We start from the raw sequence: 24,970 nt of genomic DNA, 5'->3' as shown, positions 1-24,970 counted from the left end.
TTCATAGGGTATTTTGAAAGTTCAAAACTACCATGATTTATATGTCGACTCTCTTTGCATATAGAAACACCATTTTTGTCAATGATAATGCTGTTCTTGTAAGTAAGCTTAACACCATCTTTCTCTTCATCTGTGAAGGAAAGGTCAAGATTTAAAAACTGATCAATGATATTCTATGAAAAGTGAGTAATGAAATCAGGATAGTATTTACGTGAATTTTTTAAGAACAAAGTTTAGGTAGTTAACATAACTACCATAATTAACAGGGAACAAAAATCGTTACTAATCAATAAATGTGCACCGTCTGCAAGAGAATGGTACAATAAGTTAATAGCGCAAAACACCGCATTTTTTGATAAAATTATCAAGTGTTTTGACAAAAAAGAGGTAAATTTTTAATAAAATTGAAATCTTTAACCTTAATAAATTAAGGTTAAAGATTTCAAGAAATTATAGGAAAGTGTGGAGGATAAGAAATGAAGGTATCTATATTGTCTATGCAAAGGATAAATAATTATGGTTCACTATTGCAGGCATATTCTTTAAAAAAAATCATTGAATCGTTAGGAAATCAAGTTGAATTTATAGATATAAAAAGAGGTGAGAATCAGGCATTAAATGATCAGTGTGAAAAACTCGTTTTGCATAATGATGAAAAAAGTAGAAATTGGTTTGTAAAGCAAATTATTCGCGTGAAAAACAAATTTTCTAATTTAGAAGCAAAAAAACATTTTGAACAATTTAGAATTGATAAATTGGAAATATCAAACACAAATAATGATACTATGTATGATGTGTGCGTAATTGGTAGTGATGAAGTTTTTAATTGTTTGCAAAAATCTAAATGGGGATTCGATTCGCAGTTATTTGGTAATGTGAAAAATGCTAAAAAAGTAATTACTTATGCGGCATGCTGTGGTTCTACAAAAGTAGAGGATCTCTCGGAAGAGCTTAGAACAGCTATTGTTGCAGCTATGGATAATTTGAAGTCAATATCTGTTCGTGATGAAAATACAGCAAAATTTGCACGAATATTAACTGGAAAAGAATGTAACTACAACTTAGACCCTGTTGCAGTTGGTGATTTTTCTGAAGAAATTAAAAATATTGATTTAAAAGGAAAAGTGCCTAAGCGATATTGTATTGTTTATGCTTATAAAGATAGAATATCAGATGAAAATACAATAAATGCGATAAAAAAATATTGTAAAAAATACAATTTGGTGCCAATTGCTCCTTTTGGAAAACAAAAATGGATAAAAAACATGAAACCACTCACTCCGTTTGAGTTACTTAAGGCTTTTGAAAATGCGGAATGTATTGTTACAGATACTTTTCATGGAACGATATTTGGTGCTAAGTTTAGTAAAAAATTGGCAGTAATTATTAGAGATAGTAATAGAAACAAGTTAGAAGATTTAACTAAGAGATTAGGAATAGAAGGTCACATTCTTACAGATATTAATGAACTTGAAAAAATATTGAGTATCGAACTCGATAGAGCCGGAATTGATTGTTTGCTTAAAGACGCAAGAAAAGAGGCATTCAACTATTTAGAAGGAAATTTGTATCAGGATGTGCATAAGTGAAAGTGATAACGAATGGAAAAGAACAGGAAAAAATATTTAATAAAAAACACACTAATATTTACATTAGGTAATTTAGGATCAAAATTAATTACGTTTTTTTTGATTCCATTATATACGAGTGCTTTGACTACAGCGCAGTATGGCGTTGTGGATTTAGTGACGACTGTTAGTACAGTGGCGATTCCGCTTCTTACAATTAACATATGTGAATCAGTTATGAGATTTGCGTTGGATAAGGATGCAGATCAGGAACAAATTACACAGATAGGTACATATATATTTTTTATTGCGTGTCTATTTGGAACAATTGTTATTCCAATTTGCGCTCAATTTGAACAGATTTCGCCATATGCAGTATTGACCTATTTTTATGTAATAACATTGGCAGCAAGTCAACTTTATTTATGCGATTTAAGAGGAAAAGAACAGTTGCTCTTTTATTCTATAGGTAATATACTACATACTTTCTTTATCGCGGTATTCAATATTATTTTTCTACTTGCTTTTAAAATGCAGATAGAAGGATATTTATTGGCATTTATCTGTGCCAACCTCGTTACATTTTTTTATGCGTTGCTTGTAGGTAAGGGATATAAAAGCTTTAGATTGAAAAAAATTAATAAAAAACTTTTAAAAGATATGGCAAAATATTCTATAGTATTGATTCCAAATTCTTTTATGTGGTGGATTATGAATTCCTCTGATCGAATAATGGTTTCAAGTATGGTGGGAATTGCTGCTAATGGTATATATGCAGTTTCGTACAAATTACCGACACTTGTTTCTACGTTAACATCAATTTTTAATCAAGCTTGGAGTTATTCCGCTATTAGGGAAGACGGTGCATGTGATGAAGAAGAATATAATAATCGCATTTTTAAAATGCTTATCGGAATTGTTATGTTGATTGGAATTGGCATAATAACATTTGTGAAACCGTTTTTAAGCATATATGTTTCTGATAAGTTCTTTATTGCATGGAAATATACCCCATTTCTTATAATCGGATATGTCTATCTGACATTGGGATCATTTATGGCTACCAGTTATACTGTTCACAAAGATAGCTTTGGATATCTTTTTTCTGGAATTTTTGGGGCAATTTTTAATATTATATTAAACTTTGTGTTGATACCTATAATTAATGTATATGGTGCAGCAATAGCAACTTGTATGAGCTATTTTTTTGTGTTTATATTTAGACTAATTCACACAAAAAAATATATTAAATACAAAATAGGAAATATTGAGTTTATCTTAGGAAGCATTATTTTGATTTTTTCTTCAGCTATTATATATATAAATAATAATATTGGATTCGTAATTCAGCTTCTACTTTTTGGAGTGGCTGTTTGTATATTAGGTAAGCCATGGTTACAGATGTTGAAGAAAGTTATTGGTACTAAAAGGAAGTGATTAAGTTATGAAAACTGTATGTAAAAAAGACCAATGTGCAGGATGCAAAGCATGTGTTGAAATATGTTCGAAGAAAGCAATTCAGATAGTGGATTCTGTGGTAGCATATAATGCTATCATAGATGAAGATAAGTGTATTAATTGCGGTGCTTGTCATAAAATATGTCAAGCAAATAAACTGCCAGTTCAACTAGAACCAATAATATGGAAAGAGGGGTGGGCCAATGATCAGAAGATCAGGGAAAAAGCTTCATCTGGAGGGATGGCAACTGCAATAGAATTAGCTTTTGTAAATAATGGTGGGACTGTTTGTAGCTGTTCTTTGAAGAATGGGGATTTCTGCTTTTCTTTCGCACATACTGAAAAAGAAGTAATAAAATTTACTGGCTCAAAATATGTAAAAAGTAATCCAGAAGGCATTTATAGGAAAATAAATGATAAACTAAAAAAAGGTGAGAATGTATTATTTGTAGGATTGCCTTGCCAGGTGGCTGCTGTAAAGAATTTTGTAGGTGATAAAGAAAAATTATATACGATAGATTTGATTTGTCATGGTACCCCTTCGCCAAAGATACTTGAACATTTTTTTAATGATTATCATTTAGATATTAGGAATGCTCAAAATATAAAATTTCGTGTAAAGACCAAGTTCTATTTGGAAAGTGATAAAAAGCGTTTTACAGTACCCACGGTTGTAGATAATTATTTAATGACATTTTTAGATTCCGCTTCATATACTGAAAATTGTTATAATTGTAAATATGCCAAACCAGAACGTGTTAGTGATATTACATTAGGTGATTCCTGGGGAAGTGAACTGGCAGAGGATATTCAACGCAAAGGAGTGTCATTGGTACTTTGCCAAACCGAGAAGGGAAAAGCACTTTTGGAGCAAACTGATTTGCATCTGTTGGATGTTGATTTGAAGCGAGCAATACAATGGAACCATCAGCTTAATCATCCATCAATAAAACCAAAACAGCGTGATAAATTTCTAAAAGAAATAAATAAAGGAAAAAAATTTAAACGATGCGTTTGGATTAGCTATCCTAAGAGATGTACAAAAAAATTTATAAAGACGATTTTGTATAAGACGAAAATAACGCGGGGGGGTAAGTAAAACATTGCATAATTTTTACAGATAAGTCGCATTTATTACCTCATATACAAGAGGAGGCCCTGTGTTATCGTTTTTTTATAAACCGGATGTAAGTTTTTATAGTGAGAATGGTTCAACCGTAAATGAAAAAATGGTTGTATGTAAAGATGAATTCGGCACTTCTTATGTATGTGGTACTTCTTTTGCTCCCCCCTTGGATATCTCGGAAACTAGCTTATTTCATACATATCATGAGATTAAACCGTGAAGTTGCAAAAACATTAATTATTAATGCTGCTGGATGAGATAGAAAAGATGATGCTTCTCATAAAATTGGGTATGGTGTTGTTCTTATATATATTAGCGAAATATACAAACAACAAATGATGAAATAAAGTTTGTTTTGACTGATATAGTTGATTAATATTAAACGCGTACTTTCAATCTACATGTTCCGTGAAACTATAACGGACATCCATATTATGCTAGAGCAACTTTGGTGTATTTTTCTAATTGCGATAGAAATCAAGGGGTAGACTATACTAGTATGGAAATGGATATACACTTTGATAGTGTTTATTTTGATAAAAAAGGAAATGTATAAATAAAATCCGTAGTAAGCAATCAGAAGAAGGTCTTTTGACTCTTTATGAAGATGCTAGAAAGATGTATAGGAAATGGGATAATGTTAAACATATTTGCGAAAAGATTACGGACAAAAAGATTCCAAGAAAAGTTATTACAGAATCTGGTAATTGGGGTCTGAAGATTAATATGAAAGAAAGGTTGCATTCTAGTAAAAAAGATAATCTTATTTTTGAGAGTTGTCATCACTTTAAAGGAAATGAATGGAGTAAATCGAATAGATGATTTTATTAACATGTGTATTCCACGTTGATGGCTTGTGAATAGATTGGATATTGAGCATCAGATTAATGTTTATAATAAGGCGAAGTATAAGAAGAATACTGCAATCAGAGATGCTGTAATCATTGAATTATTGTTTTCTACAGGCATCAGGGTGTCTGAGTTATGTAATATCAAAAACACGGAAATTGATTTAGATGGTAGAGAACTATTGATATATGTGAAAGGTGTAAAAGAGCGTATGCTTCAGATAGGAAATGATAGTGTTATCATGACATTGAAGGCATATGAAACTATTTATCATACTAAAATTGATTAAACAGGCTATTTTTTTGTTTAAAAAGGTACCCACAAAAAAGTTCAGAGGTATCTACATGAGAATTTAGATATGACAATAAACAGCAACACCAAAGTTTAAAGGTCATCCACATCCATACGTTAATTTAAAGCACCATAAAAATTAATATTATATAGAACAATTAGTAAAATAATTGCTTTTTTGAAAATATATAAGATTTATTTTACTCAAAGATTTTTTTAAAATTAATTTAATAAAGATGTAAAATTGTCAGCATAATACGTTAAAGAATGTATAGTAATTTAATCATAAAAAACGATTAGCATTTCGCCATGGCACCAATCTGCTATGGCTTTTTTTGCGTAAATTTATGTAGTCTTTTTTACGTCACATATTAAAAATAATACCATTCTCAAATCTAAAGGAAAAGTAAAATAAAACATTATATGTATCATCCTTCATAGAAAAGAAAGAAACCATATGTTTGCCATTATAATAATAGGCAGGCAGGTGAATAAAAAATGGGAATAGAAACAAGTAATGAAGAAACAACAAGAGATGATGAGATCACTATTGATTTGATAGGATTGTTACTAAGGGTGAAAAAGTTTTGGTGGCTTATCGTCATAGGGATGATTGTGGGAACAGGGATATCCTGGTTATATACAGATAAATGTGTAACACCAATGTATTCAGCATCCTCTATGGTGTATTTGCGAGGCAGCTCAACAGATCCTACCGCAAGCTTTCAGGATATACAAGTAAGTACTGCTTTAACAAAAGATTATGAATTGATTTTTAGAAGCCGACCAATTATGGAAAAGGTAATTGAAGATTTAGACTTACCAATGACATATAAACAGCTTGCGGCGCGTGTAGAAATCTCTAATCCTAGTGATACGCGTATCTTAAAGGTAGCCATCAAAGACCAGGACCCAGAATTAGCAAAAAAGATTGTGAATCGTATCGTTGTACATGGTATGGATAGCGCAAAAGAAATCGATCAAAAAGATCCATATCTGGTAGAAGAAGCTGTCAAGGACTTGGATATTGTCAGTCCTAATAAGAAAATGAATATGATGGTAGGAGCATTAGCGGGTTGCATTCTCATGCTGGGTGTTATCTTTATACAATACTTATTGAATGATCATATCGTGACCAGTGAAGATGTGGAAAAATATCTGGATTTACCGGTTCTGTGTGAAATTGTAGAAAGTAAAAGCTGCAACTATGATCGTAAAGAAGGGAGAATGCGACATGGTTTTAAAAAATAATGATACGATAACATTATCCATACCAGAACTAGCACCAGCAGTTAAAGAATCCTTTATGGCATTACGCACCAATTTATTATTTATGAAGGATACAAAAATGATTGCGATTACAAGCTCATTAGCAAATGAAGGAAAATCAGTTACATCCTTTCATCTAGCATTGAGTTTTGCGAATGCAGGAAAGAAAACCCTATTGATTGATGGAGATTTGCGCCGTTCAAGACTTTGTAAATACTTAGGAATTGGAAAAGAATATCCGGGATTAAGCGAATTTTTAAGCCAACAACATGAAGAAAAGGTTTTTTCCACATCCATAGAAAATCTATCTCTTATGTTGAGTGGAAAATGTCCGCCTAATCCATCAGAACTTTTGATACAGGATAATTTTCCTGCGATGATGGAAAAACTACGAGAACAATATGATTATGTATTTATCGATACACCACCGGTATGTAGTGCCACAGATGCGACCATTATCGCCAGGGCGGTTGATGGTGTATTGTTGGTAGTAAGGAGTGATTATGTGAAACGTAAAGTGATTGAGAAAAGTAAACGTATTATCACAAGGAATGAAGGAAGAGTGATTGGCGTCGCATTAAATCGTTTAGATCAACACCATGCTGGTTATTATGGCTATTATGAAGATAAGGATAAATGAGGACTGTGTGAATAACACAGTCTTTTACTTCATGTGTGGCTTATAGAACACAGTATGATATGAATCGTGTAGTAATAATTGATATGATAAACATGTTTCGGCAGTGTTATATGGCATTGCGGTACGATTTGATGAAAATCCATTCTTGTTCTTTGAATTAAGAGGTATTGATGTGAATCGTTTTATCAATGTGACATTACAGAATAAAGTAGAAGTGATGCTGGAACATGCTGATGATAAAAGCGAACGCCAGATTGAGGAAGATAAAATCTATCAAGTATTTGGTCTATAGAAAGATATACATGAAAATCATAAAGCTTTGAAAAGGAGGAAGACAAAAACGATACTATGGATTTAACCAAAAATATTTGCTTTCATATATCTATGGGAATGCTCATAGTATGTCCTTCATCAAAGTTGAAGCATTATCAGTAGACCAATACATAAGAACTTACAATACGACCAAAAGGAAAGGGTAAATGAACGCTTTCCTTTATTTCTTTTAAAGCATATAAATTGAATGTATCAGAAACGTATATCACTTTAAATAGGGATAAGAGGTGTGGGAGTACACTAAATATATGAAGCATATTAATAAACAAAAATACAGCAGACCATCATATTTAAACAGATGATATGAAAAAGAAAGACTATAGAACATATGATATCGTATCGCATTCTATAGCCTTTTCTAAAGTTATTTGGTTTCGTATTGTAAAGCTTCTACACCTTGTTTACCAGAAGAAATTCGGATAACATTTTCTACATCATATACAAAGATTTTTCCATCGCCAATATGACCAGTATATAATACAGTTCTTGCGGCATCCACAACAGCCTGTACAGGTACATTAGATACAACGATTTCTGCTTTTAATTTAGGTAACAGCTTCATTTCTACCTTAGCTCCACGATAGTAAGAAGTTTGACCTTTCTGAACACCACAGCCCAAGACTTTTGTGACTGTCATACCTGTGATGCCAAGAATATCCATAGCAGCTTTTAATGCATCAAATTTTTCTGCTTTGGTAATGATAACAACTTTTGTTAATTTACCAGCGCCTTTTTCAACTTTGGCAGGAATGGCTTCCTCCACACTTACTTGTTGTGGCTTTACAACTGGCGTTGCTTCAATACCTAATGTTTCTGTTTCTAATGCAAATCCAGCATATGCACTTTCTAATCCATGTTCTAATTTATCTAGACCAGTTACCTCTTCTTCTTCGGTAACGCGTAGTCCAACAGTAGCTTTGATGATCACAAATACAATCGTCATCGTTATGGCAGTCCATAATGCAACACTACCAACACCAAGCAGCTGTGTACATAATAATTTCGTACCACCACCATAAAATAAACCAGCAGCTTCAGGCATTGTGTCTGTACCACATGCAAATAATCCAACACAGATAGTACCTAAAATACCACATCCTCCATGAACGGCAACTGCGCCAACAGGATCATCGATTTTTAATTTATAATCTAATAGCCAGACGACAAATACAACGACGATGCCAGCTAAAATACCAATGATGGCTGAGCCTAATACATTAACAACATCACATCCGGCAGTGATAGCGACAAGTCCTGCTAATGAACCATTTAAAGACATGGCAACATCTGGTTTTCCATATTTTACCCATGTGATTATCATAACTGTACAAGTCGCAAGTGCTGGGGCAACTGTTGTTGTCGAAAAAATCGTTGCTAACTGTAATCCATTGGTTGCCGCAGCACCATTGAATCCATACCATCCAAACCACAGGATGAAACAGCCAAGTGCCCCAATGGTGATGTTATGTCCTGGGATACCATTTGGAGAACCATCTTTATTGAACTTTCCAATTCTGGGTCCAAGTAATTTGGCTCCAATACAAGCAGTAATACCACCAACCATATGAATTGCACAAGAACCGGCAAAATCATGAAAACCTAATTGAGATAACCAGCCACCACCCCAAATCCAGTGAGCTTCAATTGGATATATAATCAAACTGATGACGAAACTGTAAATACAATAAGAAATGAATTTTGTACGTTCTGCCATCGCTCCAGATACTATGGTTGCTGCGGTTGCACAGAACACCAAGTTAAATACAAATGCTGACCAGTTGGTGTTTGTAAAATCAAACAAAGGTCCTTTACTGAAATCAAACCAGCCAATGAAACCACCAAGATCATCACCACATAATAAGGCATAACCGATTAATAAGAATGCGACAGTTCCTAAACAGAAATCCATCAGATTCTTCATAATAATGTTACCGGCATTTTTTGCTCGTGTAAATCCTGCCTCTACCATCGCAAAACCTGCCTGCATAAAGAATACAAAGGCTGCACCAATCAGGTACCATATGCCAAAGATTTGACTTAAAATTTCTTCCATATGTTTTTCCTCCTCTTTTTACATACATCCATTTCTATACAAAAAAAAGCGTACGTATCAAAATTGAAACACACGCCTTTGTGGTATAGAAAAAGATAGTTTTCTTGTATACACAAAATAGAAAAAGAAGCCTATGATTGTAAAATCATAAGCTTCTTTGCTTGTGTATGCGAATAGTTTAAATCAAACTGATTTTATTGTCAATTATTTTTTTACATTATTTTCAATGTAAATGGTTACATCGCTGATGACGGTTTAATTTGGTAAAATATTTCTGTGACAGTCCGATAATCATAGAATTCATGATCTAATAAGAAACATACAACAGAGCGCGGATATAAAATAGATACTTCTTCATTTAAGCGATATCCATCATCAAAAGACGAAGCTTGTACACTTGGGATATTTAGGATATGATAAAAAAACAAATGATATATATTCTAATAATGAAGTAGTGGAAATCCTTTGTGAATTATATAGAAGTTTCTAACTGGGTGTAGTGAGTGAATCATGAAGATACTATGAATCTGATACAGGCAATTTTTGCATGCGATAGTAAGCAAGTTGCCATATATATAGAAAAGGCGCATTTAGAAACAAGCATCTTACACTATAATGACGATGTCGATAGGTGTCAAGAGGGAAATGCATTGGCATATACAATCTTTTTAGCATATATATTATGGCTTATGGCGCAAAATGATTGAAAAATATGAATCATAAGATGTACTTTGGATAAGATTGTCAAAAAAATAAAAAAGAACTTTACTTTGCCGGAACCAAATGATAAAATATATAAATGGGTAGAAATCTCTACTCCCCGCTCTATTCAGGAAATAGGGCCGAAGACCATGAGGAGGTGTACAGAATGAAAAAATACGAAATCATGTACATTGTGAACGCATCTTTGGAAGAAGCAGCTCGTAACGAAGTTATGAATGGCTTACACAAGATCATTACAGACCACGAAGGATCAATCGATAAGGTTGACGAATGGGGTGTAAAAGAGTTCGCATATGAAATCAATCACATGAAAAAAGGTTACTATGTTGTAATGAACGTTACAGCTAACAACGAAGGAATCAAAGAATTCGATCGTTTGGCTCGTATCAACCACAGCATCGTACGTTATATGATCATCAAAACTGAAGGCGAAGAATAATCGCTCGATAAAGGAGAGATAGACTATGATCAATCGTGTCGTTTTGGTTGGACGTCTTACAAAAGACCCAATCTTAAGAAAAACCGGCTCAGGAGCATCTGTGGTATCCTTTACCGTTGCATGTGATCGCCGTATAAAAACCGAAGGTCAGCCAACAGCCGATTTTATCAATTGCGTAGCATGGAATAAAGTTGCTGATTTAATGGCACAATACCTTCATAAAGGAAGTCTAGTTGGAGTGGAAGGAAGAATCCAGACACGCAGCTATGATGACCAGACAGGAAAACGTGTATATGTTACTGAAGTAGTTGCTGACAGCGTACAGTTTCTGGAAAGCAAATCTGCAAGTGCAAACAATGCACAAGCTGGATATACACCTGATTACAATGCAAACAACCAGGGTTATGAACCAGATACATCAAGTTCACAGTCATCTTATTCCAGTGATTTTGCATCAAGCGATACACTTGATATCGCAAGTGATGATTTACCATTCTAAAGAAAGGAGATATTTCTATGGCATTCAAAAAACAGCGTATGGGACGTAAAAAAGTATGTTACTTTACAAAGAACCATATTGAAACTATCGATTACAAAGACGTTGAATTATTAAAACGTTTTATTAGCGCAAACGGAAAAATCATTCCAAGACGTGTTACAGGTACACGTGCTAAATATCAGAGAATGCTGGCTACAGCAATCAAACGTGCTCGCCAGATGGCTTTATTGCCTTACGTAAGCGAATAAGAATAGATTACCTCCACTTGTCAAACGGGTGGAGGTTTTTGTCATAATTAGGAGGTTCTTATGAAAAACGATACCAGAAAAATAACCGAAGGGGCCATGATGGTGGCGATTGTAGGATTGATGCTGTTTATTAATCGTCAGTTGGCTGGAATGATTGAATATATGATGTATTGGATTTTGACATTCCCTATTTTAATTTATACCGCAAAGTATGGTGTAAAGAATGCAATGGTGCCAAGTGTCTGTATGTTGATTTTAAGCTTTATGCTGAGTGTGCCTACCACTATCTTTTATATGTTCAGCTGTATTGTAACTGGTATGGTTTATGGCGGTGGGATAAGAAAAGAATGGAAGAATGGAACGCTGATGTTCTGGACGTTTCTTTTTACACTGTTTTCTTATTTGATCACTTTTGTTTTATTTGCCTCTATTTTTGGATATGATCCATCGGAAGATGTAGAAATTGCCAATATGTTATTATCCATGTTTCACTTGGATGTTGGCTTTAATATCGCAAAAGTCATATCCATCATCAGTATTTTATCAACGTTACTAATGAGTATTCTACAAACGATGTGTATTCATATGCTGGGAAATGTAATGTTAAAACGCTTTAAAATTAAGGTGCGCCCAATGAAGCCACTTTATGAATTAAAGGTGCCAAAAATCATAGGATTCATAATAATTGTTATTTGGCTACTATTTTATATGCAAAATGTGATAAAATTAAACCAAGAACTTTTAAATGTTCTGTTCGCATGTTATCTATGTGCAATGGTGTTTGCGATTGGCTATGGTGCATTGGCCTTGATGTGGTTGATTGTATTGCTTCGTAAACGTGCTGCTGTGTTTCTTGTCATGATTGCTATATTTGTTCCATACGTGAATTTTGTAGTGGCATGCATTGGCGTATTGGACATGTTATTAGATTTGAAACAGAAAATGAGTGAGGTGTTATTACATGGATCGCTTAGAAAATTTTAAGGTACAAATCGCTATTATTGTGATATTACAGATTCTGGCATTGATATCGTTATATTCTGTAGGGTTTAATGATATCAATATGGTGCCAATGGTAGTAATGTTAGTATTGAATATCGCTATTATCGTCTGGATCATGGTAAAATTTCAAAAGGATAGAGAACAACGAGATATTGATATCTCAAGAATTTTAGGGCATGATGCTAAAGATGCATTGTTATTTGGTGAAGTAGGAATTATTACCTATGATGAACAATATAATGCCACATGGATCAATGACTTTTTGGAAGAAAGAAAAATTGATGTCGTTGGAAAAAAACTTTCCAGCTGGATTGCGGAAATCACGGATTTATTTACTGGTGATGTAGATGTGATTACCGCAACGGATGATGATCATGTATATGAAATTACCCGAAAAGAAAATGCGCAGGTATTGTATGTCCGTGATATTACAGAATATGCTGTATTGAAAAAACGCTTTGAATCTGATGGTGTTGTGGCTGGTTTATTACAATTGGATAACTATATGGAAATCCAGCAGTATGTGGATGAAGGCAAAATGGCACAAATCAACTTACAGCTGCGTCAGCCATGTGTGGAATGGGCAAATAAATACGGCATGTTTATTCGTCGTTTGAGAAGTGATCGTTTTCTGGTTATCTTAAATGAACGGATTTTTGCGCAGGTTGTAAAAGATCGTTTTTCGATATTAAATACAATAAGAAAAAATGCAGAAGAAATAGATGTATCCATCACATTAAGTATGTCATTTGCTCGTGGTACAGATGATTATCAGTTATTAGATACCATGGTAAATGATTTGCTGGAGCTTGCACAAAGTCGTGGTGGAGATCAGGCTGCTGTTAAGAAATATGGAGAAAGTGTCAAATACTTTGGCGGTAATAGTGAAGCAAGTGAAAAACGTAGTAAAGTGCGTGTACGTGTTATGGCACAGGCAATCAAAGAAGCGATAATGGAAAGTAAACGTGTATTTGTGGTTGGACATTCCAATATGGATTTTGACTGTATGGGCAGTGCATTATGTATGTCACGTATCGCAAGTGCTTATGGAAAAGAATGTTACGTGGTTAGTAAAAGCGGTGGTATGGAGCCACAGTTGAAAGAAGCATTTACTGCTTTGGAAGATGAATTAGATTCCCGTCATCGTTTTATCGAAGATGAAGAAGCCACAAAATTGATTGGAGATGGTGATCTGGTCATTGCGGTGGATCATCATAACCCAAAACAAACTGGAGCACCAATGACTGTCATGTCCGCAAAACGTATTATTGTGATTGACCATCATCGTCGAAGTGAAGATTTTATTGGAAACCCACTTCTTGTCTATGTGGAAACCAGTGCCAGTTCTGTAAGTGAACTTGCAACAGAGCTTTTGCCATATCAGACAAATAAGGTGAATATATCAGAAAGTGAAGCTACGATTATGTATAATGGTATCTTGGTTGATACCAATCGCTTTAGAATGCGTACAGGAAGTCGTACCTTTGAAGCCGTTGCTTATCTGAAAAAGATTGGCGCAGACAGTATGAAAGCCGAAAACATGTTAAAAGAGGACTATGATGATTTTGAAGCAAAAACCTCTATCATGAACTGGTCTGAAAAATACCGTGGAAATATGATTATTGCGGCTGTTAATGACAATACGATAGAAGATCGTACCATGATGTCACAGGCGGCGGATTCTTTATTAAATATCAAAGGTATTGAGGCAAGCTTTGTCATTGCCAATATCAAAGATAACAAAGTTGCTGTTTCTGCACGCAGTAAAGGTGAAATCAATGTGCAGGTCATTATGGAAAAAATGCATGGTGGTGGACATTTCTCTGCTGCAGCATTGCAACGTGATGATACCAGTGTTGCGGCAGTAGATGATGAACTACGCGCAATGATTGATGAATATATAGAAGAAAACAAGGAGGATACAACAGATGAAAGTAATACTACTAAGTGATGTAAAAAAGGTTGGTAAAAAAGGAGATATTGTAGAGGTCAGTGATGGCTATGGCAGAAACTTCCTGTTAAACAAAAAACTGGCTGTTTTGGCCACAAAGAAAAGTATGGAAATCTTAGATGAAGAGAATCTTCAACATGATTTAAAAGAAAAACAGCTGGAATCAGAGGCTGAAGAACTAAAAAAAGAATTAAGTAAAATCGTTTTAGAATTCCATGTAAAAACGGGAGAAGGCGGCAGAGTTTTTGGAAGTGTATCCACAAAACAGATTGTTGCCCAGTTGCATGATAAATATGGTATCAAAGTAGAAAAACGTAAAGTTATCGACAATGAACCAATTTCTAATTTAGGATATACCGATGTAAAAGTTGATTTATATAAAAACAAAGTCATTGGTGTGATTCGTGTTCATGTCAATGGATAGGAGGAAACCATGAGTAAAGAACTGCCACACAGTAATGAGGCGGAACAATCCATATTAGGCGCCATGATGGTGTATCCCAATGTTGCGGGTGTCGTGTATGATCAAGGACTTGTGGCAGAGGATTTCTATCTGGATATCCACCAGAGAATCTTTCGTTGTATGTTAGATATTGTGGATATGGGAAAACCGGTGGATGTAACGACCGTCATTACCCGTTTACAAGATACAGATCAATTGAATTTAGTCGGAGGTGCTGATTATATCATCAAATTAAGTGATACAGCGATCTCCAGTACCAATAGTGTTTACTATATTGAAATGATTAAAAGCCGTGCCCATTTACGGCGCTTGATTGAAACAGCACAGGTGATTGCGGAAGACAGTTTTGATACCAGTGAAAGCCTTGATGTTATCATGGATAACGCAGAGCGTGAAATATTAAATGTCACAAGAAGCCGTAAAGCAACGGATTTCAAAAGCAGCCGTGATGTCATCAGTGGTGTAATGCAGGAATTGATCAAACTTCGTTCTTCAGATAATCGTGTAACTGGAATCAAAACCGGCTATGATGACCTGGATCGATTGACCAATGGTTTTCAGCGTGGTGATTTGATTATTTTAGCGGCTCGTCCTGCGATGGGAAAAACTGCATTTGCGTTAAACTTGGCGCTAAATGCATCCTTCTATAATCCAGGTGCGATTGCGGTATTCTCACTGGAAATGCCTGCGGAAGCCTTGATGAAACGTATATTAAGCGCAAAAAGTGCAGTCGAATCTAGTAAACTTCGAAGTGGGAACATTCTGGATGAAGAATTTAATAAACTGAATGAATCTGCCAACGAACTGATGGCATGTAAACTGTTTATCGATGATTCCAGTAATATCAAAATATCTGAGATATTCTCTAAATGTCGTAAATTAAAAAGCGAACATGGTCTGGATCTTGTGGTCATTGACTACCTTCAGCTGATATCAGGAAGCGGCAGAGGTGGATCGGATAATCGTCAACAGGAAATCTCAGAAATTTCACGTTCTTTAAAAGGGCTTGCCAGAGAGATGGAATGTCCCGTTATATCATTATCACAGTTATCACGTAGTGTAGAAACAAGACCTGATAAACATCCAATGCTGTCAGACCTTCGTGAATCCGGAGCCATCGAGCAGGATGCCGATATCGTTATGTTTTTATACCGTGAAGAATACTACAATAAAGACAAAAATGAAGCGGCTGAAAATGTGACAGAGCCTACCGATGTGGAAATCGCCAAGCATCGTAATGGGGCAACTGCCAGAATCCAGCTGGCATTTCAAAAAAACATTTCCGCATTTTTCAACATGGCGAAGATTTAGAAAGTTGGTTACCTTATGAAATTTGCATTATTGGCCAGTGGCTCCAAAGGAAACTGCTGCCTGATTAAACATAACGACACAAAAATCGTCATCGACTGTGGCACGACCAAACGATATCTGAAAGGATGCTTTGAACGCATTCAATATGATCCCACCCAGTCTGATGCGATATTGATTACACATACACACAGTGATCATGTATCCCAGATGAAGATGTTCAATGATATTCATACTTACGCAACACAAAATATTGAAACAGAGCATCTTCATGGGATTGCCCCTTATGATACACTGGATATCAAAGATTTCCACATTACCGTTTTACCAATGAGTCATGATTGTGAAGGAACTGTTGGTTATGTGATAGAATGTGAGAATGAAAAAATGGTTTATGTGACTGATACGGGGTATATTAAAGAAGAAGTAAAAGATTATATCAAGGACGCTGATTATTATATATTTGAAAGTAATCATGATATAGAGATGTTGATGCAAACCAATCGCCCTGTATATATCAAACAGCGAATCATCAATGACTATGGGCATTTATGCAACGATGACAGTGCGAATGTTTTATGTGATGTGATTGGAAACAACACCAAAGAAATTATACTAGCCCATATTTCTCAAGAAGGAAATACACGGGAGCTGGCATTAAATACACTGATATCTCATTTGGATAAAAAACAAATCCATCATGATCAGATGAAGTTATATCCTGCAGATCAGTTTTCTATTTATGTTGGAGGAAAGGGTGCGAAATAAGCATGAAAAAAACACTAACATTTTTGGTAGTCATGTTGTTGGGCTGGAATATTGTGATCAGTATTCAGCTGTATCGAGTTTCCACAGATAAAAGTAGTAATCAGATTCAGACAACCACAACACAGGGGAATGTACAACAGGCAAGAGTGGAAATCAATAATGATGTAACGGAGCTTGTACAAAAATGTGAAAACAAGGTTGTGACTGTAACAGCAACACTTCGCAATCGTTCCATCGGAAGTGGTAGTGGCGCAATCTATCGGGTTGATGGAAAAGATGTATATATTATTACCAACAACCATGTAGTTTCTGATGGAGATGGCGCAATTGTCACATTTGCGAATGGGAAAGAAATAAAAGCAGAAATCAAAGGACTAGATGAAGTCATGGATTTGGCATTATTGAAGGTCACAGTTGATTTTGATGCGGAAGCCTTTACGATGGCAGATAGCTCGTTGGTGAAAAAAGGGGAATACGTCATCGCTATGGGAAGTCCTCTTGGAATCGAATATCAGGGAAGTGTTTCTGGTGGCTTAATTTCCGGTGTAGATCGTCACATGGAGGTAGATACCGATAACAATGGTGTCGCAGACTTTGATGTATCCGTTCTTCAAACAGATGCAGCTATCAATCCTGGCAACAGTGGAGGTCCACTCATCAATATGGCAGGGGAACTGATTGGTATCAATTCTATGAAAATCAGTGCAGAAGAAGTGGAAGGCTTTGGCTTTGCGCTACCAATCAATGAAGTATTGCCTGTCATTACCCAGTTAGAAAAGGAAGGTAAAGTTATTCGTCCTATTTTGGGTATTTCTGTACAGGAAATTGCACAGTTAACAAGCTTTGAACGCAGCTATTTTGATATCGATAAAGATATTGATAGTGGCTTGTATATCATGAAAGTAACATCAGGCTCACCAGCAAGTAAATCGGGTATAAAGAGTGGGGATGTCTTAGTGAAATTTGATGGCAAAGCTTGTACCGATTTCAAAACATTCCGTACGCTTTTATATAGTAAAAATGTTGGCGATGAAGCAATCCTGACCATTAATCGAAGTGGTAAGGAAAAAGAAATTAAAGTAACATTAGAGTAAAAAGAAGGAAGTATGGTTTCTATTCAAGAACATACTTCTTTTTTTTGATTGTGATGGTTTGGGTGTTAGATGAGTTTATATCTTTGTCATAAATTATTTATGATACTTTATATTTCATTCATAATCAAAATTTTCTTAATTAAAGGAGTAAGTCATAATGAAACAGGTAATTCTTTATGGATATTTTTCAAGTATTCATGTAAAATAAAAGGACGAGGTTTATCGGAGGTGAAGTTATGTCACTATTTGAAAAGATGGATGCATCTTTTTTTACGATACTGGTGTCAAAAAATAAAGATAGGTATGTGGATTTATTATTAGAAATCCATGATTGTATATATCGAAATCAAACAATGAGTATGGAACGTTCCCTGCTTGTGGATTTATTAGAAGAATACGTGAAAGACCGTGAAATATCGTTAGATTTTAAAGAGGAAGAAGAGTATGCGCAAATAGAAACAGAACTTAGGCAGGAAAAGGATACGTATGGAAAAGATATCCAGTTTTTATTGCGCCTGTTTGAAAAACATGGCTGGATCAATGTAGATTTACATATGGATACGATGAAGAAAATGGTGTCTTTGCCTTATCACAGCCGCGTATTTATCACATTTGTGAATGATATTATCAAAGAGCGTGAACAGATTGGATATATGATTCGTATTCATGCGTCTTTAAAAGATATGGAAGATCCAATGAAAATTGAGGACAGCTATCAGCATATCCGTAATGCCTATGCAGATTTTAAAGAGCTAATCTTAACACTTGAACAGACCAATGCCAGAATCCGTGATTATTATGCCATTCAGGTGAAAAAAGTATCGACGAAAATATATCATGATTTCTTTGATGTATACTATGGGGATATTGTGGAAGGATATGTGTTCCCAACACTTGTAGAGGATAGTTTAAAACGTTTTAAAAATCCAGTTGCCAATATATTGGAAACACTGCTTCATGATGAAACATTAAAGGAAAAAATCATTGACAGTGCTACCAGTCATTATCGAGTAAATGGCCGTGATCATGCGAAAAAATCAATTGAGTCTATGTTATATGCGATGTATAACGATTTAAATATTGTGGAAAATCTGACAGCTCAGCTTGTAAATAGTGATGCAAGTTATCGTCGACTTGCGAAACAGAAAATTATGTATTTATGTAATAGTGATCAAGGCTTAAAAGGAAAACTTGTGGAACTGATTCATCATATGAAGGAAGAACCACAAATTACCTCAGATATGATTTCACAGACCATGAATATTCAAAAGACACAATATATACCAAAGAATGAGGTGTATTCCTTCGCCAAACGTAAACGTAAACAAAGCGAAGATATCATGCGTTTCACCTTTGATGAAGAAGCACCTGATCAAAGCCAGCTGGAAGAAAAAATAGGCTTAGATCGTTATGAACGCTTCACAAAAGAAAAAGTGGCGGCTTATTATAAAGATAAATTAAAAGATCAGTCTGCCGGTAAATTAAAGGATATCGGGGTAAAAGATATGGATGATTATATACGATCTATTCTGATTTATGTCTATGGACGAGATCGAAAGATGGATATAGAGGCTACACTTCTGCCAAATGAAACACAAGGTATTGAAGAAGGTAACTTCCACTATCCAAATCTATTAATAAGAAAGAAGGGCGATTCATGAAAGTAGAAACATTAATGGAAAATCAACGTGAAGAATTTTCACGTATCGTGAATATTTTATTAGCTGAAAATTGTGTTTATCAGTACAATAAAATCAAGAATTTTGAGAAAAAAGAACGCAATGAGGACTATACATTTATTTCAGATCATTGGGAATACTTTGATGAATATTTACGATATGCAGGATGGATCCTTCAAAAAGATCGTTCTTCCTATATGGGGATGATTTATATCACAAATGAGCGGGAAGACTGTGCATGTAAATATCAGTTGAATATGTTGGAAACGATGTTCCTATTGATTTTACGTAATTATTATGAAGAAAAAATGCTGGAATTAGATGCCTCCCTAACGATACGTATCACAACCAATGAACTGCTTCGATTGTTGGTGGATGTATTTGCGCTTGTGTCCTCAAAACCATCTTCTACCATGATTTCTTCTGCGATCATGACGTTACAAAGATTGAATGTGGTACAGCGATATCACGTTGAGGAAGAGGAATATCTGTGGGTTTTACCATATATCACTTGTGTATTAACTCCAGAGCATATAGATCATATCTTAAAGAATATACATAACGAGGAAGAAGGTGATGAAGATGAAACTGAAGAAAATGCTATTGATTAACTGGCTGTACTATGAGAAAGTCATGTTAGATTTTGATGATATCGTATTTTTAAGTGGAAAAACCGGTGAAGGAAAATCTGCGCTGATTGATGCGATGCAGATCGTCATATTAGGAAAAACAGATAAATCTTTATTTAATAAATCCGCCAATGATAAAACCACACGAGATTTGATGGGATATCTGAAAGGAAAGTATAAAAACGGTACCTATAAACGAGATAAAGGCTTCTTCAGTTCTCATCTTTGTATGCAATTTGAAGATGAAAAAGGTCAGACATATTGCTTTGGTATCGTCTTTGATTGCGAAGGTGCCACAAGAAATGAAATGGATTATCGTTTCTATATGATGAATCATCCAATTCCTGAACATGAATTTGTGGAAAGTGATGGATTGCTGGATCATGAAAAACGAGTATATGATATCCGCCGCATGAAAAAGTTTTTAGACAGCTTTTCTGATCGAGGATGCCGTATGTTTACGACCAATACCGATTATCGTAATTACTTTAAACAACGTATGATGATCAAAGATGAACGTTTCTTTGATGTATTTAAAATGGCAGTTGCCTATACACCAATGATGAATATATCAGAGTTTATCGTAAAAAATATCTGTCAGGAAGAAGAAGATTTAAATCTGGAAGAAATGCAGGAAGAAATTCAGGATTATCGCCAGATGAAGGAACAATTAGAAACTGTACAATCTAAGAAGGAGCAACTACAGATCATTCATGATAAATATATGGATATCCTGCAGGATAAAGAACGCTTTGATACTTTAGCGATAGAACAACAAGCCATAAACTATCAAATGATGGTATTGGAGCATGAACAGGTGGTTGCATCTTATCATCAACACAATGAAGAATTTCAGACACTAAAACAACAACGTGCACAAAGTGCTGCAGAATATGAGGTAGTAGAAAAACAGCTGGAAGAAATAAAAGATAAGCGTAAAGATAATGCTGCGGATATTTTGGAACGTAAAATTCAAAACTGTCAGAATCAATGGGATATTCACCATGAGGATGTCAGTGTTGTGAGTGAGCAGTTAATCCAGAAGGGCAAAGATCTGGATGAACAGCTGGAAACTTTAGAAGATATTGAAGATGAGGAGCTGCTTGCATTAGAAGAAGGAATTTCATCAACACAGCGTTTAATGGTCAGAAAGTCCATCAATCAGGTGGAACATCTGGAACGTTTTGATTTAGATGAATATAAGACACTTTATGAAAATCTGCAAAACATAGATGAACATGTTGTAAATTGTAGAAGTAATCTGAAAAATGCATTGGTAAAACAACAGGAAGAAATGAAAGAGCTGCTAGTGAAGAAACAAAAGCTGGAAAATGGAAAGAAACCATATTCTAAACAACTTCTTTTATTCAAAGAAGAACTACAAAAACGTTTATCCATGTTGCATCAAAAAGAAATTTCAGTAACCATATTGGCAGACCATATTACCATCAAAGATGAAACATGGCGAAATGCAATTGAAGGATACATCCGTAATCAAAAATTAAATCTGATTGTAGATGAAGCATACTTTATGGATGCCTATCGAATGTATCGTTCTATGAAAAATGAATTAGATATTCATACATATTCCATTGTCGATCAGGCTAAAGCAAAACCAGGACCTGACTTAGATACAACCACCTTATATGATCATGTGGAAGTCGATCGTGAAGATTTAAAGCCGTATGTGAAATACTTGTTGGGAAGAGTCGCATGTTGTGAAAAGGAAGCAGATATTCGTAAATATCACACCAGCATTACACCAGATTGTATGTTGTATAGTGGCTATGCGATTTCTCATATGAATCCCAACCATTATAAAATCCCATTTATCGGGGCGGATTCCCTTGAAAAACAATTGATTGAAGTTGAACGTGAAATAAAAGAAAACCAACAACACGAAGCACAATTACAACAGCTTTATGATATCGTGAAGGATATTCATATTGCGTATGTTATCAATGATGATTTTATCCGTCAGGTAGAAGCCGCTATGACAAAGGCCGAACAAATGAATGCTTTGGAAAAAGAAATGAAAGAGCTGAAAGATGCGATGACGCCACAGTCTTTACAAGAATTAATGGATATTGATGAACAAATTAAGGCTACGCAAAAAGAAAGAAATCGTATTTATGGTATCCAGGTAGAACAGGGAAGCAATGCCAAACAACTAGAAAAAGAAATTACCAGCGATAACAAACGTATGCAGGAATTAGAAGAACGTTTGAAACAGAGTGAAAAACCAGTTTATGGTATCCCTGATAGTATCGCAAATATTAAAGAACTGGATAAAATGATACAAAGAAAACAACAGATAGATAGTCAGTATAAGCATCTGGAAAATTCTTTAGGTATTGATCAGATGGAATTAAAGAGCCAAAAGGAACAATATAATCTGATGTTTCGCATTCATTTAGATCCATCCTTTGCGAGTGAAGATTATGAACGAGAATATGAGAAGTTTGCGCAGAATGTGGTAGAAGGATATATAGAGAAATGTCATCTTGCTGAACAGAAAGCATATGAATGTTTCCAAAACAATTTCTTTAATGCCTTAAACAGTAAGATTGAAAATGTAAAAATGCAAATCGACCGATTAAATCGTTCTATCAAACGTCATCAGTTTGGCCGCTCTCAATATGAATTCGTTTGTACCTGTAACGAAGATTATCGTGAATACTATAATCTGATTACCAACAAAGAATTAAATGGTCATAACTTATTAAATACGCATGTGTATGAAGAAAATGAAGAATTAATACGGGAATTGTTTGATAAAATATCCGCATTATCATCTTTAAATGATCCTAAGGCATATCATGAATTAGAAAAAGAAGTGAAGATGTTATCACGCTTTACGACCTATCTGAAATTTGATATTCTAGAGAATGGAAATTCGCTTGGAAAGACCATCGGATCAAGTTCAGGTGGAGAAACACAAACACCATTTTATGTGGCTGTTTTAGTATCATTATTTAGTGTTTATGATGGACCAGCAGGTGGCTTACAATTAGCTGTATTTGATGAGGCCTTTGATAAGATGGATAATGAGCGAATTGAGGAATGTATCAATCTATTGAAGTCTTTAGGCTTTCAGGCAATCATTGTTACACCAACCGATAAAATCTCTAATTTAAGCAGAGTGGCGGATATGACGTTGATTGCGACAAGTGATGAACGTAACCATCAACGTGTATCTACCGTAACCAAATGGACCCAGAAAGAGGCAATACATGAGCAAGCATCAGAAGCAGTTATTGGATAAACTGATTCAGAAGTACGAAAACAGTGCCCATGCCAATCCCAATAAAGATAACAGTAAGCGTCGAATCATGTTTCATTTGAAAAGCTATCATGCATATGATGTACAGGATTTTGATAGTGTGGAAGAAATCAATGCGGATATGGAAGAACTGCAAAACAAAGGATATATTCAAATTGTGTATGATCAAGAACATACCAACCATATGAAAACCATCATATTAAATCTGGAGCATGTGAATGATATCTATCAGGAATACTATGGTAAACAATCGAAAAATGATGAAGCGCAACAATTATCACAATTACTTCATGACTATCAGGAAAAGATAAAAACTCCATGGATACAATCATTTATTCAGGATGAACAAGCATATCTTGTAAAAAATGGAACTTTGCATAAATATGTGGGAAAAGATATGGAGCATATCAAACAGCTTTTTATGGTACTTGACTATATTGATGAAGGGCGAAATAACTTTATGCGTGCGATGTCCAATGCTCTCTTTCATGATACCAAGTACTTTGAAAATGAACTAAAAAGTAGCTTCTTATCACTGATTCATCGATATGAACCTAATTATCTTATGGCAAAAGCAGATGATTATGAAATGCGGGAAAGTGAGATATTTCGCAGTCTTGGATTTCAATTATATCCAGAGGAATTTGCATGGTGTGCGCCTATTCAACTCTATTTAAAAGATGGTACTTGTATCGATACAACCCCATTTCAAAAAGGGTTTATCCTAAATGGAGATATGCTTTCTGATATAGAACATATGGAAATACAGGCAAAGCGTTTGGTGCTGATTGAAAATAAAGCGAATTATTATAGCCGTATCAAAGAAAAACGACCAGATGAAGCAATCGTATTTGCAGGTGGTCATTTTAGTCCTGTTAGAAAACAATTATATGAATGTATGCGGGAAGGATTTCATGGAGAAATATATTTATCCTCCGATATCGATTTAGGTGGATTTTTGATGTTTGCACGATTAAAAGAGGAAGTATTTCCTAATTTAAAGCCTTATCATATGTCACTTGATATTTATGAAAAATATTTGAAATATGCAAGAAGTGTGGATGAAGCCTATCTTGATAAGATAGAAAAAGCACGAGATCGTGAAGATTTGACAATCTTTCATGATGTAATGGATGCGATTTTAAAGCATAGAAAAGCACTTGAACAAGAAGCGATGATTATAAAGTCGTGAAGTTTTAGAATAAATCAGACTTGCCGATAAGGCAGGTCTTTTCTTTTTTATAAACATAAAAATAATTCTTAGAAAAGTTTTAAGAATTATGAGCGTTTTAGTTGT

General features: G+C 34.8%; 22 protein-coding genes. 21 read left to right on the top strand and 1 reads right to left on the bottom strand.

What is annotated here, in order from left to right; all coding sequences use genetic code 11:
* The first annotated feature begins 476 nt into the window (after positions 1–476).
* From DW114_RS13680 to DW114_RS13645, 7 genes are all read left to right on the top strand, one after another.
* Positions 477–1,589, top strand: coding sequence for a polysaccharide pyruvyl transferase family protein (locus DW114_RS13680; protein WP_117454293.1), 1,113 nt, complete (start codon positions 477–479; stop codon positions 1,587–1,589).
* Between the two features lie 12 nt (positions 1,590–1,601).
* The gene (locus DW114_RS13675) at positions 1,602–3,005 is read left to right on the top strand and encodes a lipopolysaccharide biosynthesis protein (protein ID WP_117454292.1); all 1,404 of its coding nucleotides are present in this window, start codon (positions 1,602–1,604) and stop codon (positions 3,003–3,005) included.
* 7 nt (positions 3,006–3,012) lie between these two features.
* The gene (locus DW114_RS13670; protein WP_117454291.1) at positions 3,013–4,125 is read left to right on the top strand and encodes a Coenzyme F420 hydrogenase/dehydrogenase, beta subunit C-terminal domain; all 1,113 of its coding nucleotides are present in this window, start codon (positions 3,013–3,015) and stop codon (positions 4,123–4,125) included.
* Positions 4,126–4,186: 61 nt separating this feature from the next.
* Positions 4,187–4,372, top strand: coding sequence for a hypothetical protein (locus DW114_RS13665; RefSeq protein ID WP_117454290.1), 186 nt, complete (start codon positions 4,187–4,189; stop codon positions 4,370–4,372).
* A 636-nt stretch (positions 4,373–5,008) separates the two neighbouring features.
* Positions 5,009–5,290, top strand: coding sequence for a tyrosine-type recombinase/integrase (locus DW114_RS13655; protein WP_117454288.1), 282 nt, complete (start codon positions 5,009–5,011; stop codon positions 5,288–5,290).
* A 500-nt stretch (positions 5,291–5,790) separates the two neighbouring features.
* Complete coding sequence (locus DW114_RS13650) at positions 5,791–6,543, top strand: YveK family protein (protein WP_117454287.1); 753 nt, start codon at positions 5,791–5,793, stop codon at positions 6,541–6,543.
* A complete protein-coding gene (locus DW114_RS13645; protein ID WP_158552274.1) occupies positions 6,527–7,201 on the top strand; it encodes a CpsD/CapB family tyrosine-protein kinase in 675 nt (224 codons plus the stop codon). The genes DW114_RS13650 and DW114_RS13645 overlap by 17 nt, the downstream gene beginning before the upstream one ends.
* Positions 7,202–7,898: 697 nt before the next feature.
* On the opposite strand, the gene DW114_RS13635 is transcribed toward DW114_RS13645, so the two are convergent.
* Positions 7,899–9,587, bottom strand: a complete 1,689-nt coding sequence (locus DW114_RS13635) for an ammonium transporter (RefSeq protein WP_117454284.1) — start codon at positions 9,585–9,587, stop codon at positions 7,899–7,901.
* A gap of 503 nt (positions 9,588–10,090) precedes the next feature.
* Here DW114_RS13635 and DW114_RS13630 point away from each other — a divergent pair.
* The 14 genes from DW114_RS13630 (at position 10,091) to DW114_RS13565 (ending at position 24,865) form a co-directional block, all read left to right on the top strand.
* Positions 10,091–10,294, top strand: coding sequence for a hypothetical protein (locus DW114_RS13630; RefSeq protein ID WP_117454283.1), 204 nt, complete (start codon positions 10,091–10,093; stop codon positions 10,292–10,294).
* Between the two features lie 161 nt (positions 10,295–10,455).
* Positions 10,456–10,749: a 30S ribosomal protein S6 gene (gene rpsF / locus DW114_RS13625; protein WP_117454282.1), complete on the top strand. Its 294-nt coding sequence runs from the start codon at positions 10,456–10,458 to the stop codon at positions 10,747–10,749.
* 25 nt (positions 10,750–10,774) lie between these two features.
* A complete protein-coding gene (locus tag DW114_RS13620) occupies positions 10,775–11,248 on the top strand; it encodes a single-stranded DNA-binding protein (protein WP_117454281.1) in 474 nt (157 codons plus the stop codon).
* A gap of 17 nt (positions 11,249–11,265) precedes the next feature.
* On the top strand, positions 11,266–11,496 hold the full coding sequence (rpsR, locus tag DW114_RS13615; RefSeq protein WP_117454280.1) for a 30S ribosomal protein S18: 231 nt from the start codon (positions 11,266–11,268) through the stop codon (positions 11,494–11,496).
* 60 nt (positions 11,497–11,556) lie between these two features.
* The gene (locus tag DW114_RS13610) at positions 11,557–12,480 is read left to right on the top strand and encodes a DUF2232 domain-containing protein (protein WP_117454279.1); all 924 of its coding nucleotides are present in this window, start codon (positions 11,557–11,559) and stop codon (positions 12,478–12,480) included.
* Positions 12,458–14,449: a DHH family phosphoesterase gene (locus DW114_RS13605; RefSeq protein WP_117454278.1), complete on the top strand. Its 1,992-nt coding sequence runs from the start codon at positions 12,458–12,460 to the stop codon at positions 14,447–14,449. Before DW114_RS13610 ends, DW114_RS13605 begins: the two co-directional genes overlap by 23 nt.
* Complete coding sequence (gene rplI / locus DW114_RS13600) at positions 14,427–14,873, top strand: 50S ribosomal protein L9 (RefSeq protein ID WP_117454277.1); 447 nt, start codon at positions 14,427–14,429, stop codon at positions 14,871–14,873. The genes DW114_RS13605 and rplI overlap by 23 nt, the downstream gene beginning before the upstream one ends.
* A gap of 9 nt (positions 14,874–14,882) precedes the next feature.
* Positions 14,883–16,223 (top strand): replicative DNA helicase, encoded by a 1,341-nt coding sequence (dnaB, locus tag DW114_RS13595; RefSeq protein ID WP_117454276.1) that lies wholly within the window; start codon positions 14,883–14,885, stop codon positions 16,221–16,223.
* Between the two features lie 15 nt (positions 16,224–16,238).
* The gene (locus DW114_RS13590) at positions 16,239–16,988 is read left to right on the top strand and encodes an MBL fold metallo-hydrolase (RefSeq protein ID WP_117454275.1); all 750 of its coding nucleotides are present in this window, start codon (positions 16,239–16,241) and stop codon (positions 16,986–16,988) included.
* A gap of 2 nt (positions 16,989–16,990) precedes the next feature.
* Positions 16,991–18,082: a S1C family serine protease gene (locus DW114_RS13585; RefSeq protein WP_117454274.1), complete on the top strand. Its 1,092-nt coding sequence runs from the start codon at positions 16,991–16,993 to the stop codon at positions 18,080–18,082.
* A gap of 236 nt (positions 18,083–18,318) precedes the next feature.
* A complete protein-coding gene (locus DW114_RS13580; protein ID WP_117454273.1) occupies positions 18,319–19,743 on the top strand; it encodes a Wadjet anti-phage system protein JetA family protein in 1,425 nt (474 codons plus the stop codon).
* Positions 19,740–20,372: a DUF4194 domain-containing protein gene (locus DW114_RS13575; RefSeq protein ID WP_117454272.1), complete on the top strand. Its 633-nt coding sequence runs from the start codon at positions 19,740–19,742 to the stop codon at positions 20,370–20,372. The genes DW114_RS13580 and DW114_RS13575 overlap by 4 nt, the downstream gene beginning before the upstream one ends.
* Positions 20,344–23,655 (top strand): ATP-binding protein, encoded by a 3,312-nt coding sequence (locus tag DW114_RS13570; protein ID WP_233511368.1) that lies wholly within the window; start codon positions 20,344–20,346, stop codon positions 23,653–23,655. Before DW114_RS13575 ends, DW114_RS13570 begins: the two co-directional genes overlap by 29 nt.
* A complete protein-coding gene (locus DW114_RS13565) occupies positions 23,624–24,865 on the top strand; it encodes a Wadjet anti-phage system protein JetD domain-containing protein (RefSeq protein WP_117454271.1) in 1,242 nt (413 codons plus the stop codon). The genes DW114_RS13570 and DW114_RS13565 overlap by 32 nt, the downstream gene beginning before the upstream one ends.
* The last annotated feature ends 105 nt before the right edge of the window (positions 24,866–24,970 follow it).

The organism is Absiella sp. AM09-50, from assembly GCF_003433845.1.
Lineage (GTDB): Bacteria > Bacillota_I > Bacilli_A > Erysipelotrichales > Erysipelotrichaceae > Hoskinsella > Hoskinsella hominis.
Note: the sequence above shows the minus strand (reverse complement) of the source record. Positions and strands in the feature narration are given on the sequence as shown.

Excerpts from the sequence above, each read along its gene's own strand:
- DW114_RS13680 (WP_117454293.1), top strand. The coding sequence starts at position 477 with ATGAAGGTATCTATATTGTCTATGCAAAGGATAAATAATTATGGTTCA.
- DW114_RS13675 (WP_117454292.1), top strand. The coding sequence starts at position 1,602 with ATGGAAAAGAACAGGAAAAAATATTTAATAAAAAACACACTAATATTT.
- DW114_RS13670 (WP_117454291.1), top strand. The coding sequence starts at position 3,013 with ATGAAAACTGTATGTAAAAAAGACCAATGTGCAGGATGCAAAGCATGT.
- DW114_RS13650 (WP_117454287.1), top strand. The coding sequence starts at position 5,791 with ATGGGAATAGAAACAAGTAATGAAGAAACAACAAGAGATGATGAGATC.
- DW114_RS13645 (WP_158552274.1), top strand. The coding sequence starts at position 6,527 with ATGGTTTTAAAAAATAATGATACGATAACATTATCCATACCAGAACTA.
- DW114_RS13635 (WP_117454284.1), bottom strand. The coding sequence starts at position 9,587 with ATGGAAGAAATTTTAAGTCAAATCTTTGGCATATGGTACCTGATTGGT.
- rpsF (WP_117454282.1), top strand. The coding sequence starts at position 10,456 with ATGAAAAAATACGAAATCATGTACATTGTGAACGCATCTTTGGAAGAA.
- DW114_RS13620 (WP_117454281.1), top strand. The coding sequence starts at position 10,775 with ATGATCAATCGTGTCGTTTTGGTTGGACGTCTTACAAAAGACCCAATC.
- rpsR (WP_117454280.1), top strand. The coding sequence starts at position 11,266 with ATGGCATTCAAAAAACAGCGTATGGGACGTAAAAAAGTATGTTACTTT.
- DW114_RS13610 (WP_117454279.1), top strand. The coding sequence starts at position 11,557 with ATGAAAAACGATACCAGAAAAATAACCGAAGGGGCCATGATGGTGGCG.
- DW114_RS13605 (WP_117454278.1), top strand. The coding sequence starts at position 12,458 with ATGGATCGCTTAGAAAATTTTAAGGTACAAATCGCTATTATTGTGATA.
- rplI (WP_117454277.1), top strand. The coding sequence starts at position 14,427 with ATGAAAGTAATACTACTAAGTGATGTAAAAAAGGTTGGTAAAAAAGGA.
- dnaB (WP_117454276.1), top strand. The coding sequence starts at position 14,883 with ATGAGTAAAGAACTGCCACACAGTAATGAGGCGGAACAATCCATATTA.
- DW114_RS13590 (WP_117454275.1), top strand. The coding sequence starts at position 16,239 with ATGAAATTTGCATTATTGGCCAGTGGCTCCAAAGGAAACTGCTGCCTG.
- DW114_RS13585 (WP_117454274.1), top strand. The coding sequence starts at position 16,991 with ATGAAAAAAACACTAACATTTTTGGTAGTCATGTTGTTGGGCTGGAAT.
- DW114_RS13580 (WP_117454273.1), top strand. The coding sequence starts at position 18,319 with ATGTCACTATTTGAAAAGATGGATGCATCTTTTTTTACGATACTGGTG.
- DW114_RS13575 (WP_117454272.1), top strand. The coding sequence starts at position 19,740 with ATGAAAGTAGAAACATTAATGGAAAATCAACGTGAAGAATTTTCACGT.
- DW114_RS13570 (WP_233511368.1), top strand. The coding sequence starts at position 20,344 with ATGAAACTGAAGAAAATGCTATTGATTAACTGGCTGTACTATGAGAAA.
- DW114_RS13565 (WP_117454271.1), top strand. The coding sequence starts at position 23,624 with ATGAGCAAGCATCAGAAGCAGTTATTGGATAAACTGATTCAGAAGTAC.